This is a genomic window from Streptomyces aureus, assembly GCF_000725495.1.
Taxonomy (GTDB): Bacteria; Actinomycetota; Actinomycetes; order Streptomycetales; family Streptomycetaceae; genus Streptomyces; species Streptomyces aureus_B.
Genome location: NZ_KL647040.1, coordinates 192,809 through 206,421, shown reverse-complemented (window position 1 = coordinate 206,421; position 13,613 = coordinate 192,809). Strand labels below are relative to the sequence as shown.

Here is a 13,613-nt window from a genome sequence, read left to right as displayed (position 1 = left end):
CCACTACGCCCGCAGTCGGTCCACCCCGTCGATGGCCGGCACCCGGTCCGCGGAATACGCCAGGGCGCCGTCGACGTCGTCGAGCTCGCGATGGATCCCAACCCCCCGACGCCCGGAGTGCGTCTTTTTTCAGCCATTCCCCTGTAACGCCCCTGTACGGAAAGGTACTTCCGCGCGGGAGCATGCACCTGACATCTTGCATCCACCACTCGTTTCGTACGGCCCCGTCGGTGCCATCAGCACGGCTGGGCCGTCTCCGGAGGACGCATTGATACCCCACATATCCAGCCGGCCTAGACGCACGCTGGTCCTGGCGGCCACGCTCGGCGCCGCCCTCGCGTTCGGCGCCCCGGGCGCCCTCGCGGGCACGCTTCCCGTCGGCCCCTCCCCCGCGCCGGCCGCCAAGGCCCACGCTCCGGCCGCCGTGCCGGCTTCCCAGAGTGCGGCCTGGGTGGCCGGCACGCGTGCCTATCTCGTGATCACCGCCCCCGGTGACAGTTCGGCGGTCCGCTCCGCGATCGCGGCCAACGGAGGCACCGTCTTCTCCAACTTCGACGCGATCGGCGTGATCGTCGCCCACTCGGCGTCCAGCGGATTCGCCGCCACCATGCGAGGCGTCGCCGGTGTCCAGCAGGTCGGCGCAACGCGCACCTCGGACGTGCCGGCCGACGCCTACAACCCGGCGCTCCCGGCCAATCCGGCCCAGGCCTCGACCCCGGCCGGAGAACCGGTCCGGGCCGACATGAGCCAGATCAAGGCCGACCAGGCCTGGGCCGTGAACCCGGGCTCCGCTTCCGTCACGGTCGGCATCCTGGACACCGGTGTGGACGACCAGCACCAGGACCTGGCGCCCAACTTCGACGCGGCCGACTCGGTCTCCTGCGCCTACGGCAAGCCAGACACCCGTGTCGGCGCCTGGCGGGACGTCGACACGCACGGCACCCACGTAGCGGGCACCATCGCCGCGGCCAAGAACGGCAAGGGCGTCGTCGGCGTGGCCCCCGGGGTGAAGATCGCCGCGGTCCGGGTCGCCGAGCCGGGCAACTCCTTCTTCTTCGCCGAGAACACCATCTGCGGCTTCGTCTGGGCCGGTGACCACGGCTTCAAGGTCACCAACAACAGCTACTACACGGACCCGTGGCAGTTCAACTGCCCGGACAACATCGACCAGGCCGCCATCATCGAGGGCGTCAAGCGCGCCCAGGAGTACGCGGAGGGCAAGGGCTCCCTCCAGATCGCCGCAGCGGGCAACGAGAACTACGACCTCGCCCACAAGACAACCGACTCCGCGAGCCCGAACGACTCGACGCCGGTCACCCGCACGATCACCAACGCCTGCCTCGACATCCCGACCGAGCTGCCGGGCGTGGTCACGGTCGCGGCCAACGGCACGGGCGTCACCAAGGCCTCGTTCTCCAACTACGGGCAGAACGTCATCGACGTCGCGGCGCCGGGCAGCAACGTGTACTCCACCGTCCCCGGCGGCGGCTACGGCAGCAAGAGCGGCACCTCGATGGCCACCCCGCACGTGGTCGGCGTGGCGGCACTCATCGCCAGCGCCAACCCGGGCATCACCCCGGCGCAGATCCGCGCCAAGCTGGCCGCCCAGGCCAACGACATCGCCTGCCCCTCGGACAGCCGCTGCACGGGTACGACGGCCGACAACTCGTTCTTCGGCGAAGGACAGGTCGACGCCCTCAAGGCCGTCGGGACCACCCCGCCGCCCGGCAAGTACTTCGAGAGCCTCGCGGACTTCGCCATCAACGACAACGCGACCGTGGAGAGCCCGATCGCCGTAACCGGCGTGACCGGCAACGCCCCGGCCACCCTCAAGGTGGGTGTGGACATCAAGCACACCTACATCGGTGACCTGAAGGTCGACCTGGTGGCGCCGGACGGCACCGTCTACACGCTGCACAACCACGCCGGCGGCAGCACCGACAACATCGCCCAGACCTACACCGTGAACGCCTCCTCGGAGGTCGCGAACGGCACCTGGAAGCTGCGCGTCAACGACAACGCCGCCTCCGACACGGGCAAGATCGACGCCTGGAACCTGACCTTCTAGGGCAGGTCCCGGCAACGCCCGCTCACAACACTACGCACTGCACCGATGACAGCTCCTTGCCCACGGCCACAGACCAGGCGGGCAGCGGTTTGTTCGGCCAGGGCTGCGAACCGCTCGGTGGCAGACGGCGTACGGGCCTCGGCAGCGGTGAATGCCGCGGTCGAGGCCCACATGCCGGAGACGCCCAGGAAACCCGCGAACGGCCTGGGCCGGTGTCCAGCTCACCGTGCGCCTCCCATGGGGGCTGCAAGGCCGTGGCCCCGCTGCCCGTACAGGCAGCGGGGCCACGGCTGCGCGGACCGCGGTCCCGAGGCGTGCCGTCACCACCGGCAACGACGGATCCTGCCCGTCCGGCGGATCTGCCGGGCGAAGATCATTCCCGACTCCATCAGACACCGCCTGCCGTCGGACGTCCTGACCTCGATCTCCAGGTTCCGGCGCTGCAAGCGTCGAGGCGGTTCTTCAGCTACCGCTCAGCGGAGATGCCCAAGTGGGATCGTGGTGCGATCTTCTTGTCAGGTGTGCAAGCAGATGCTCCGCCGTACTGAAGGCGGTGTCTTGAGGCGCCCCCACCGAAGTCAGAGCGGCACTGAGCCTTACCGGCGCCGGCTCTGGCACTTCAGAGTCGGCAAGGAGGGGGAGGAGCAGGAGGAGGCGGGCGGCCGTATCCTCGACACCTTCGGCCCCAGGGGACGGACTGTCGGCAAGGCGGACCAGTTCATCCCACATCAGCCCGGTCCCCGACAGCTCTTCTTCCCAGCTGGCGACCTGCCGGGCGTGGCTCCGGCCCGGATGAGTGAGGAGGTAGTCAATGCCGTAGTCGCCGACCAGATTGCGGTAGATCACTACAGCTCCGGGACCGTCTTCAGCCGGTACCCGGAACACCGGCCAGCGTTCGGGATCGAAGAGGACCTCGGACAAGGCGTCGGTATCGGCGCCGTCATCGCCGAACCACTCCGGAACGGGACGTGTGGCACTAGCCCCGTCGCAGCACATCATGAGGTAGTTCGACCAGAAGCCCGGACGGGCCGGCAGTGACTCGCCTGCAACCAGCGGGCCGTCGTCGTATCCCTTGATCAGCACCCCTGGATCCTGTCACCAGCCACTGACACGCCCCGATCCGAGGTCGGAGTGAAGGTGCCCTCCTGCTACGAGAAAGCACTTGGGACGTGGCACAGACAACGCTGCCGGTCCAGGTACATGGTCCCAACTTGCCGCCAGTAGTCAGCTGCTCTGGGCCTGCGGCCTGGGCGACCGGGCGCAGCTGTGACGATGGGAGCGCGGGTCCGGGCACGGTCCTGGGCCGGTGTACCTGTCCTGTCTGTCGCCGACCCGGGGGCCCGATAACCCGAGGCACTCCCTGATGGGCATCGTCCAGAATCGACGCATGGATGTCCCCGCAATGGCGTCATCCGAGCAGATCTCGCTCTTGGACCGGCCCACGAGGGCCGCCGACAGACACCCTTCTCTGGAGCCGGCGTCCTGCGACCGATGTGGGACATCGGCGAGAGAACCCCGACAGGCGAACCCGACCTCTGCATCGCCCGCCTTTGGGTGGAGTTCGCGCCCGTCATGGAGCCTGGAGGGCAGGCCACGGTGCGTCTCGCCCCGCTCTCTCCGTCGAAGTGGCAGCAGCTTCAACCCGGTCAAGTGATCACCATGCACGAAGACCGGACCGTCGCTGGAACGGCGGTCGTCCTGGACATCCAGCGCCCATCAGACTCGCCTGCCGCATAGCAGTCGCGTCGACCGGATCGCCCGCAACTGCCGTCGTGGCGAGGGGGTGTCGAGGTCATGTTCGACGACGCCGAGGACCTGCGGCACTCGACCATCGACCATGTCACCCACTGACGCGGGTGACCGCTGTGTTCGCCTGGCGATGGTCCGCCTCGGAGGGACCCAGGAAGCCCCCATGGCCCGGCCGGACCTCTGGAGATACCATCGGCCCTCTTTGCGATCTTCTAGGGGAAACCGTGCGTCGACGTCGCGTATCCATGTGTGCCGCTCTTGGAACTCTTGCCTTGGCCACAGCCTGCTCGGACTCGCATACCTCCCCCTCAAGCTCCTCCAGCGCTCACCCCTCCTCCGCCACCGCCACCGCCACCGCCACCGCACAGTCTTTGACTTCGGTCACCACGCAGTCGTTGGCTTCGGCCACCACACTCGACCAAGCGGATGAGCGACTCCACGAGCTGTTGCTCAAGGTGACCACGGCCGCGTGGAAGTCAGGACCGAGCCCGCTCGGGGCAGTGCTTCCCGCAGTGGAGTCCGCTCCTGATTGCCGGGTTCCGGGCACCGCGAGGCACACGGTAACCATGTCGCTCCTTCAGGGTGTGGGATCTCCGGACGTTGGCCCGGATGTCCGAGCCGGCCTCCAGCAGCAGGGTTGGACCATGGGCGGATGGCACATTCACGACCACAGAAGGCGATACACATCCCCTGGCAAATCGGGGGAATTCACTGTCTTCGTCTCCTACGTGAAGGGCTCCGGCACGACGGACGTGCTCGCGAACACTCCGTGTCTGAAGGGCTCGCCCCTCACGAAGTCGTCGATGTTCCCCGAACCTGCTCGCACCGACCCTCGGTAGTTCCCGGCGGTGTGGAGGACGAGGCCGGCGGTGCCTCCTGCTAACCCAGGCCAGTCACGGCCGGCTGATCCTCAGGCGCCTCGCCGCACACGGGGCAGTCGTACTCGTCGACCGAGTCGATCAAGGCCTGGTGACCGCAGTAATCACACGGTCGCAGGTCCTCATCAGCTGACGCTTCAACGGGTTTTTCAACACTCATGACAGCCACAATGCCAGGCGACCTCGCCGCCCGGCCTCCACCCCGCAGCGTCGTTCCCACGACCCCGTCCACCCGAGTCCGATGGCTCGGACGGCTCCCCACGACGCGTGGATTTGCCTGTTTGGGATCATGCCTGCATGGACTTCGACCTTGCCCCACCGATCGGCGTCGGTCCGTTGCGGATCGGTATGCCCCGCCAATCGGCCGACACCGCACTGGACTCCCTCCGCGATCCCTCCGCGATATCGGAGTCCGACAAGCCGGGTCAGCACGTTTTCCGCCCCAGTGGACTGATGATCAGCATCCAGTGCACCCGCGAACGGCTCGAAGCCGTTGAGCTCGGAAGGCCGTCGACACAGACAGACCGCGTCACCTTTCAAGGCCTGGACATCTTCGCGACCCCGGCCCGCGAACTGGTGCGACGCATGGCCGAGCACACCCCGATCGATGCAGACCCCGACGCCCCGGCATCCTTCACCGCCCCCGACCTGCTCCTCGGCTTCTGGCGCCCCTTCGCGGCCGACGACGAACCCGAGGAAGAGCAGGGCTACTTCTTCAGCTCGGTCCTGCTGGCGCGGCCCGGCTACTACGACACCCCTGCCGAGGCCGCCCAGCGACTCCCGCAAGGCTCGTAACGCGTTCGCCTAGTAGAGAATCCTGAAACGATCATTGGATCCCCTGACCGGCCCGTCGCCCGGCCAATGATCACTACCGGACTTGTCACAAGTCGCCGCCCCGCCCCGAGGAAGTGGTGAGCTGTCGCTCACCCGGCTTCGGGGAGGGGGCGTCACCGGCTGGTGTCAGCGGGTTTCGACCACGACCTTCTCGATCACGACGTCCTCCAAGGGGCGGTCGTTGCGGGGGTTTGTCCCGGTGGTGGCGATGCCGTCGACGACCCTCTGGCTGGCACCGTCGGTGACCTCGCCGAAGATGGTGTGCTTGCCGGTGAGCCAGGCGGTCGCTCCGACGGTGATGAAGAACTGGGAGCCGTTGGTGCCGGGTCCGGCGTTCGCCATGGCCAGCAGGTAGGGCTTGGTGAAGGCCAGGTCCGGGTGGAACTCGTCGGCGAACTTGTACCCGGGCCCACCCGTTCCGTTGCCCAGGGGGTCGCCGCCCTGAATCATGAAGCCCTCGATGACCCGGTGGAAGACGGTGCCGTCGTACAGCGGTGCGTTGGTGGGCTGGCCTGTGTTCGGGTTGATCCACTGCCGTTCGCCCGTGGCGAGTTCCACGAAGTTCTTGACGGTCTTGGGGGCGTGGTTGGGCAACAGCCGGACCACGACATCGCCCTTGTTGGTCTTCAAGGTCGCATACAGCTCGTCCGCCATGAGGGATCCTTCGGTGGGTGGGCTATTGATCTTGCAAGTCTCGCGGCCAGGTGGACACATCCTGGTGCCGTGACACGCAAGATCCCCCGAACGAGGAGGACGCGACACAACCTCGTCGAACCCGACGGTCAGGCTTTGCTGAGGCACGTCAGCGGGTCGGTGGTGTGGACGCTCGCCGAGGCCCTCGCCACTCTGATGCCCGGCGTCGCGTGGGCCTGGTCGCCGCGGTCGGCTTGGTCAAGGCTGAGGCCGGCAGCGTCTCGCACTAGGCTCCTGCCGCGTGACCCATCCTGCCCGCCGCACTGCCGCCGCCGACGAACCCGGTACTGCTCTACGACGCCGACGGCTGGGACCCCGACCGGGGGCAGGAACCGCACGACGGTCTGCGCTACGCGGCTTCCTCACTGCGTCCATGGCTGTGGACCTGGGCTGACGGCGGCGACGTCTGGGACGAAGCCCTCCGGACGATCGGTGAGGGCTGAGCGGCAACGCACAGACCGCTCCCCCGGCCGAGCTCGCCGCCGCAGCCTGATGGCGGCTCACGTCTGCAATGCCGTCTCCCTCACACGGGGACAGGTGACCGAGCCGATCGGCGGATGGATCCGGGGCCGCGACCCGCGTACCTACAGCCTGTCGCCATCGCTTGCTCTGATCTCTCTCCCGGCCAGAGCGATGGCCGCGATGTTGCAGGGGAAGGCGATCAGTTGGGCGGGTTCGGGGATGTCGACGGCTCGCAGCAGGCTCGCGCCGGCTGCGACCAGGAGAAGTGCCGTGGGCAGGAACCGGCGCCAGCGCGGGATGTCCCGCAGGCGTGCCGCCTTGAGTGTGTAGCGCACGGCGAGGATGAAGAACACGACGAGCAGGGCGAACGCTGTCAGGACTGGATCCTCTCCGGTGAACGAGTGCACGAGTGGACGAGTGGACGAGTGGATGTGGACGAGGTGGCCTGGGATGACCTCCGTTGGTCTCAGGGTTCGATGAGGCCGACGCGAATCGCGTAGCGGGTGAGCTCCAGGCGGTCGCGCAGGCCGAGTTTCTGGAGGAGATTGGCGCGGTGGCGTTCGACCGTCTTCACGCTGATCACGAGGAGAACGGCGATCTCCTTCGAGGAATGTCCCTCGGCGACGAGTTTGAGGATCTCCTCTTCGCGTTCGGTGATCGGCCGCACGGGCAGACGATCACCAGTTCTGACGCGATCGAGATAGGTACGGATGAGAGCGGACTCGGCGCCGGGGTAGATGAAGGGCTCGTCCCGCAGGGCCGCACGGCAGGCTTCGATCAGGTCGCGGTCGGCGACGGACTTCGGGACGTAGCCGGAGGCTCCCGCCTTGAGCGCTTCGAAGAAGTACTGCTCGTTGTCGTACATCGTCAGCATCAGGATGCGCAGGTCGGGGAGGGCACGGGAGAGCTCCCGGGCGGCTTGCAGGCCGGTCTGGCGGGGCATGGCGATGTCGAGGATGGCCAGGTCGATGTCGTTGCCCCGGGCCTGGGCAATGGCTTCGGCTCCGTCGGCGGCTTCGGCTACGACGGTCAGATCGTGTTCGGCATCGAGGATGAGGCGGACTCCGCGGCGGACCAGGGCGTGGTCGTCGGCGAGCAGGATGCGGGCCGGTGCGTTCATCGCGCCATCTCCTGAGGACGGCCGTCAGCCGTGCTGCCGGTTACGTGCAGGCGTACTTCGGTTCCGCCATGATCACCTTGGCCTATGTCGAGGTGGGCGCCGATGAGCAGCGCGCGTTCCCGCATGCCGCTGATGCCGGCGCCTTCGGGCGCCGCCTCGATGCCTTGGCCGTTGTCGCGGACCAGGAGTTCCACCTTGGCGTCCGGCAGAGGGCGCAGGTGGACTTCGACGCGGGTGGCGCGGGCGTGGCGGGCGGCGTTCGTGAGTCCTTCCTGGGTGATCCGGTAGAGGACGAGTTCGGTTGCCGGGTCGAGGGATGGCAGACCAGGAGTGATGTGTGCGGTCGCCCTCAGACGGGGGCTCGTGAACTCGGTCGTCAGTGCCCGTAGGGCTGAGTGGAGGCCGAGTTCCTCAAGAACACCGGGGCGCAGACGGCGGGCGATGCGGCGGATCTCGTCGAGTCCGGCGCGGGTGGTCTCCTGCGCCTGCTGGAGGTCGGCGCGAACGTCCTGCGGGGCGTGGTCGGCGGCGTGCTTGAGCTGGAGCAGGACGGCGGTGAGGGTCTGTCCGACCTCGTCGTGGAGTTCTTGGGCGATGCGCTGCCGTTCGGCTTCCTGGGCGGACAGGGCCCTGCCGGAGCTGGTGGCCCGTTCGGCTTCCAGCCGCGCGAGCATGGCGTTGAAAGCCTGGGTGAGCTTGACGACTTCGGTGGATCCGGTGACGGTCGTGCGGTTGCCGGGCTTGAGGAGATCGGCGGTGGCCATGGCCCCGGTCAGGCGGGCCAGCGGGGCCAGTCCGATCCGCAGCAGGACGGCGTTCGCGATCAGCATGACCACCAGTCCGGCGATCAGGACCACCGCCTCGCCGAACAGCACAGGGGTGGAGACGGTGACCGGCCCCAGGAGCAGCAGGGCCGCGGCGACGAGCACCACGGCGTTGAGGAGAAAGATCCTCCAGTACAACGACATGCTCGTGTGCTCCTTCCCGGTGGTCCTAACCTCCGCTGTCTGCCGCCACCGTCGATGGGCCCGTTTCACGGCTCTGACCTGCGGCGGGCGTCACTGCCCCGCCCCACTGTGACCGATGCGGGCGTGCCGCGTCCATCCGTGCTGACACCCATATCCATGGCCTGTGCACGGATGGCAGCATGAGTCCGCCGCCGCGCCGGCTGTCAGTGTTCCGCTGTGCCCCGCGCCATCGTCGCAACGAACAAGGAGGGGGAGGTTGTGTTTGCTTCGCGGATGAGCACCACGCCCTTGCCGGGAATCGGTGTCAGATACGACCTGACGACCCGGGAGCATCGTCAGCTGTCAGTGATTGCGCATCGGGACGGGGCCCGGACGGTGAACGTCTATCAGGCCGATGATCCGGACGCGTGCGCGCAGTCGCTGCGTCTCACCGGGCCGGAGGCCGCCTCGCTGATCAACGCGCTGGCGCCCTCCCATCACAGTCCGAATCTCCTGTCCACCACTGACCTGGGGCTCGTGGCGGAGCGGATCGAGCTGTCAGCGGTCTCGTACTGGAACGGACGTGTCCTGGGCGAGACGCGCATGCGGACCGAGACCGGTGCGTCCATCGTGGCCGTGCTGAGGCTTGCCCAGGCAATACCCTCGCCGACCCCGGACTTTCGGCTGGCCGGCGGGGACACCCTGATCGTGATCGGCACCCGCGAGGGTGTGGAGGCGGCCGCCACGATCCTCGGTCGGGAGTGAGGCGGTATGCATTCCTCCGCCATCTTCCTGATCGAGTTCGGCGCGATCATCCTCGCCCTGGGTCTGCTCGGCAGGCTTGCCGGGCGGCTCAAGTTCTCGCCCATCCCCCTGTACCTCCTGGCCGGGCTCGCCTTCGGCGAGGGCGGGGTACTGCCACTGGGCACCAGCGAGGAGTTCGTCGCGATCGGCGCCGAAATCGGCGTGATCCTGCTGCTGCTCATGCTCGGCCTGGAGTACACCGCCAGTGATCTGGTCTCCAACCTGAAAACCCAGTACCCGGCCGGCCTCGTCGATGCCGCTCTGAACGCCCTTCCCGGCGCCGCCATGGCCGTGCTGCTCGGCTGGGGTCCGGTCGCCGCCGTCGTACTGGCGGGGGTCACATGGATCTCCTCCTCCGGTGTCATCGCCAAGGTCCTCGGCGACCTCGGACGTCTCGGCAACCGCGAAACCCCCGTCATTCTCAGCATCCTGGTCCTGGAAGACCTGTCTATGGCCATCTACCTGCCGATCCTCACCGCCCTGCTGGCCGGGGCCGGACTCGCGGCAGGCAGCATCACCCTGGCCATCGCCCTCGGCGTCGCCGGACTCGTCCTGCTCACCGCCGTGCGCTACGGCCGTCACGTCTCCCGTTTCGTCTCCAGCGACGACCCCGAGAAGCTGCTGCTGGTCGTCCTCGGCCTCACGCTCCTGGTCGCCGGGCTGGCGCAGCAACTCCAGGTCTCGGCCGCCGTCGGCGCCTTCCTCGTGGGCATCGCCCTGTCGGGTGAGGTCGCCGAAGGCGCCCACAACCTGCTCGCCCCGCTGCGGGACTTGTTCGCCGCAGTCTTCTTCGTCTTCTTCGGTCTGCACACCAACCCGGCCAGCATCCCGCCCGTGCTGCTGCCCGCCCTCCTGCTGGCCGTCGTCACAGCCCTGACAAAGATCGCCACCGGCTACTGGGCCGGCAAACGGTCCGGAATCTCGGTCAAGGGCCGCTGGCGTGCCGGAGGCGCTCTGGTGGCACGCGGCGAGTTCTCCATCGTCATCGCCGGACTCGCCGTCACCACCGGCATCGAACCCGGCCTCGGCCCACTCGCCACCGCCTACGTGCTGATCCTCGTCGTCGTCGGCCCACTCACCGCCCGCTACACCGAACCGGCCGCCGCCTGGATCACCCGGCGCCTCGGCCCACCAGAGCCGCAACCTGTCGCGATGCCCTCTGGCGGAGGCTTCAAAGTGGCCCTGCTCCCCCAGCTGGTGGGCGAGTTCGCCGCATCGACCGAAGGCACGCACCAACTGCACGGTGGCGTGCCCGACGGCGGGAACAGCAACCCGAATGACGAGAGTCAGGAAGGCGGCGTCCAGGACGTCCACGAGCACACCTTCGACCTGGACGTCCGGCAGGATCCCGGGCCGCTTCAGACCGAGCCCGTAAGCCGCGATCGGTCGGGCGAGGCCCTGGACGAGACCAGACCCGGCAACCAGCACGAACGTGACGTTCAGGCGCCGAGGTCGGCCGACGGTGGTAAGCGAGACCGCGGCGAGCACAGCGTCCCGCAGACCCGCCCAGGAGATGACCGCGGCGGTCTCTAGTGCATTGACCGGGTGCGTGCCCCCTCGGTGATGCGCCGACCATGCGGGTCTTCGTCCGGAACAGGACCGGCACCGTGCTCGAGGCCTTCGGTCGCACGGCACCGAAGTGCCTGCCGTGCGATGGTTGAAGAGGTGGAGATCCGTCCGCGACACCGCTGGAGTACGGATATGACGTGTGCGACCCGTCGAGACATGGGGCTGCTGCTGCTTCGTCTCGGAGTGGGCAGCCCGCTGATCGCCCATGGCACACAGAAGCTCTTCGGTTGGTTCGGCGGGCCCGGCATCGAGAGCTCATCGAAATTCATGGAGGATCACGGCTACCAGCCCGGCAAGTTGAGCGCGGTCGCCGCCGGCGTGGCGGAAGCCGGCGGCGGAGCCCTGCTGGGACTTGGTCTCGCCACGCCCGCAGGCGGTGCGGCGGTAGCGGCCGGCATGGTGGGGGCGGCCGCGGTTCTCTTGCCGCAGGGGTTCTTCGGCTACGCAGGGGGCTACGAACTCAACACCGTCTATGGCGTGGCCGCCGCCGCTGTCGCGTTGACCGGACCCGGGACACTCTCCCTTGACCATGTGACCGGGTACCGCCTGGCACGTCCGTGGATGGTCCCTGCAGCGTTCGCCGTCGCCGGAGCTCTCACCGCTGTGGCCGTGGGGGCACGGCAGGCGCGGTTGCGTGAGACCCGAAACTCGCCCGCCGAGGAAGGCTGACGGCGTCGGTCATCGACTCTGCGGCGTTCCGGCCGAGCTGGTCGGGGTCGATGTCGCACTGGTCGGTGAGGCGGACCGTATTGTCCGGGCTGAAAGACTCCTCTGCCGTTTCGTCCGGGGAAATGCCTCTGCCCTGCCGCGGCGCGCGACCGCCTATGTCTGCGCCGATCGGGCCTCGATCGCGCGCAAGACGGCCACCATGTCCTCACCGCCGTGCCCCAGCGTCACGGTCTCCTCGAACAGTGTGTGGCAGACGTCCAGGAGCGGCGAGGCCACGCCCGTCGTGCGGGCGGCCTCGGCGATCAGCCGGTTGTTCTTCAGGACGTCGTGGGCCGCCGCCTGGACATCGAAGTCGCGGGCGTGCAGCTTCGGGGCCTTCATCCTGGACACAGCGCTGGCCATGGGGCCGGCGTCCAGCACGTCCAGGAACTGACGCCGGTCCAGGCCGTTGCGGTCCGCGAAGTGGTAGGCCTCCGAGAGCCCGGTCACCAGCGTGATCAGGAACAGGTTGACCGAGAGCTTCATCAGCAGGGCGTTCGGGGCGGGGCCGCAGACGAAGGTCTCGCGGCACAGAGGGGCGAGCAACGGCCGCACCAGGCGCACCGCGGAGTCCTCCCCGGCGAGCATCGCCACCAACTGCCCGTTCTCCGCGGGCACTCGGGAACCGGAGACCGGGGCCTCGACGTACTGACCGCCGGCCGCGCGGACCTCCGTCTCCAGGTCACGGGAGTAGTCCGGAGAGGTCGTCCCCATGTGGACGACGATGCGTCCGGCCACCCGAGCGGCGAAGCGTGCGGTGCCGCGGCCCAGGGTGGAGTCGATCGCCCGGTCGTCCGCCAGCATGAGGATCACTGCATCGGCCTTGGCGAACACCTCGTCCGGCTCCGCCGCCACCTCGGCTCCGGCGGCGAGCAGCGGCTCAGCGCGGGCCGCGGTGCGGTTCCAGACGACCAACGGCGTGGAGCGGACCAGGCGAAGCGCCATGGGCTGTCCCATGACCCCGAGACCGATGAAGCCGACATGCACGATGGACCGCCTTCCGCGATGCCGCTATGACAGCTGTCATAGTAGCGAGGGTTATGACGACGGGCATAGGGTGAGGTGATCGGCGGTGAGGCGGGAGGTCGGCAATGGGGGTGTCCGAGCGGGGGCCGCGTGAGCGGATGGTCTTCAGCGCGGCCCAGTTGATCCGGCGCGACGGCGTCATGGCGACAGGCATGCGGGAGGTGGCCGCGCATGCGAACGCTCCGCGCGGCTCTCTCCGGCACTACTTCCCGGGCGGCAAGGAACAACTGGTCAACGAGGCGGTGGCCTGGGCCGGACAGTACGCGGCCCGCCGCGTGGCGCGCTTTATGGCGGCGCTGTCCGAACCCACACCCAGTGGACTGTTCGCCGCGATGGTCCAGCAGTGGACGGACGAGTACCGTGCGTCCGGCTTCGAGGGGGGCTGCCCGGTCGCCGCGGCGACCGTGGACTGTGCGCAGTCCACGGATTCCACCCGTGATGCCGCGGCCGACGCGTTCGCACGCTGGACGCGCCCAGTGGCCGAGGCGCTGACGGACATGGGGGTCCCGGCGGACGAGGCCGAGCCACTCGCCACGCTCATGATCAGCGCGCTGGAGGGCGCCCTGCTGATCGCCAGGGCCGAACGTGACGACCGGGCCCTGACGGTCGTGGCACGGGAACTGGGACCGTTGCTCGACAGCAGAGCGCGACAGCCGTCGCCGGGCGACTGAGGCAGCCCAGGGCGCTCCCGTACCCGCGGCAAACTGCAGACGCTTCGGTGTTGGGTGTCGTCTGTGCTCCCGCCCGGATAATCC

General features: G+C 68.3%; 11 protein-coding genes and 2 pseudogenes. 7 read left to right on the top strand and 6 right to left on the bottom strand.

Annotated elements, in window-relative coordinates:
• Nucleotides 1-268: 268 nt before the first annotated feature.
• Nucleotides 269-2,068, top strand: a complete 1,800-nt coding sequence (locus IO36_RS39595) for a S8 family peptidase (protein ID WP_209441337.1) — start codon at nucleotides 269-271, stop codon at nucleotides 2,066-2,068.
• A 462-nt stretch (nucleotides 2,069-2,530) separates the two neighbouring features.
• Here IO36_RS39595 and IO36_RS39590 read toward each other — a convergent pair whose 3' ends face one another.
• On the bottom strand, nucleotides 2,531-3,151 hold the full coding sequence (locus IO36_RS39590; protein ID WP_037627879.1) for a hypothetical protein: 621 nt from the start codon (nucleotides 3,149-3,151) through the stop codon (nucleotides 2,531-2,533).
• Between the two features lie 315 nt (nucleotides 3,152-3,466).
• Here IO36_RS39590 and IO36_RS48790 point away from each other — a divergent pair.
• A pseudogene (locus tag IO36_RS48790) lies at nucleotides 3,467-3,805 on the top strand (hypothetical protein); the annotation flags it as partial.
• A 1,343-nt stretch (nucleotides 3,806-5,148) separates the two neighbouring features.
• Nucleotides 5,149-5,490, top strand: a complete 342-nt coding sequence (locus IO36_RS39580) for a hypothetical protein (protein WP_245173656.1) — start codon at nucleotides 5,149-5,151, stop codon at nucleotides 5,488-5,490.
• Nucleotides 5,491-5,655: 165 nt separating this feature from the next.
• On the opposite strand, the gene IO36_RS39575 is transcribed toward IO36_RS39580, so the two are convergent.
• From IO36_RS39575 to IO36_RS39555, 4 genes are all read right to left on the bottom strand, one after another.
• On the bottom strand, nucleotides 5,656-6,183 hold the full coding sequence (locus IO36_RS39575) for a peptidylprolyl isomerase (protein WP_037627875.1): 528 nt from the start codon (nucleotides 6,181-6,183) through the stop codon (nucleotides 5,656-5,658).
• A gap of 623 nt (nucleotides 6,184-6,806) precedes the next feature.
• Nucleotides 6,807-7,091 (bottom strand): hypothetical protein, encoded by a 285-nt coding sequence (locus IO36_RS39565; protein ID WP_245173655.1) that lies wholly within the window; start codon nucleotides 7,089-7,091, stop codon nucleotides 6,807-6,809.
• 59 nt (nucleotides 7,092-7,150) lie between these two features.
• A complete protein-coding gene (locus IO36_RS39560) occupies nucleotides 7,151-7,804 on the bottom strand; it encodes a response regulator transcription factor (protein WP_037627871.1) in 654 nt (217 codons plus the stop codon).
• Nucleotides 7,801-8,772, bottom strand: a complete 972-nt coding sequence (locus IO36_RS39555) for a sensor histidine kinase (RefSeq protein ID WP_037627868.1) — start codon at nucleotides 8,770-8,772, stop codon at nucleotides 7,801-7,803. Before IO36_RS39555 ends, IO36_RS39560 begins: the two co-directional genes overlap by 4 nt.
• A gap of 273 nt (nucleotides 8,773-9,045) precedes the next feature.
• Here IO36_RS39555 and IO36_RS39550 point away from each other — a divergent pair, with 273 nt between their 5' ends.
• The 3 genes and pseudogenes from IO36_RS39550 to IO36_RS39540 all read left to right on the top strand — a co-directional run bounded on the left by IO36_RS39550 (nucleotide 9,046) and on the right by IO36_RS39540 (nucleotide 11,793).
• On the top strand, nucleotides 9,046-9,516 hold the full coding sequence (locus tag IO36_RS39550; RefSeq protein ID WP_037628017.1) for a cation:proton antiporter regulatory subunit: 471 nt from the start codon (nucleotides 9,046-9,048) through the stop codon (nucleotides 9,514-9,516).
• Nucleotides 9,517-9,522: 6 nt separating this feature from the next.
• Nucleotides 9,523-10,704 (top strand): annotated as a pseudogene (locus tag IO36_RS39545) (cation:proton antiporter); the annotation flags it as partial.
• A gap of 552 nt (nucleotides 10,705-11,256) precedes the next feature.
• Nucleotides 11,257-11,793, top strand: a complete 537-nt coding sequence (locus IO36_RS39540) for a DoxX family membrane protein (RefSeq protein WP_037627865.1) — start codon at nucleotides 11,257-11,259, stop codon at nucleotides 11,791-11,793.
• A gap of 153 nt (nucleotides 11,794-11,946) precedes the next feature.
• Here the strand turns inward: IO36_RS39540 and IO36_RS39535 are convergent, their stop codons facing one another.
• Nucleotides 11,947-12,819: an NAD(P)-dependent oxidoreductase gene (locus IO36_RS39535; RefSeq protein WP_037627863.1), complete on the bottom strand. Its 873-nt coding sequence runs from the start codon at nucleotides 12,817-12,819 to the stop codon at nucleotides 11,947-11,949.
• 104 nt (nucleotides 12,820-12,923) lie between these two features.
• Here IO36_RS39535 and IO36_RS39530 point away from each other — a divergent pair, with 104 nt between their 5' ends.
• Entirely contained in the window at nucleotides 12,924-13,529 is a 606-nt protein-coding gene (locus tag IO36_RS39530; RefSeq protein WP_037627861.1) for a TetR/AcrR family transcriptional regulator, read from the top strand.
• Nucleotides 13,530-13,613: the final 84 nt, after the last annotated feature.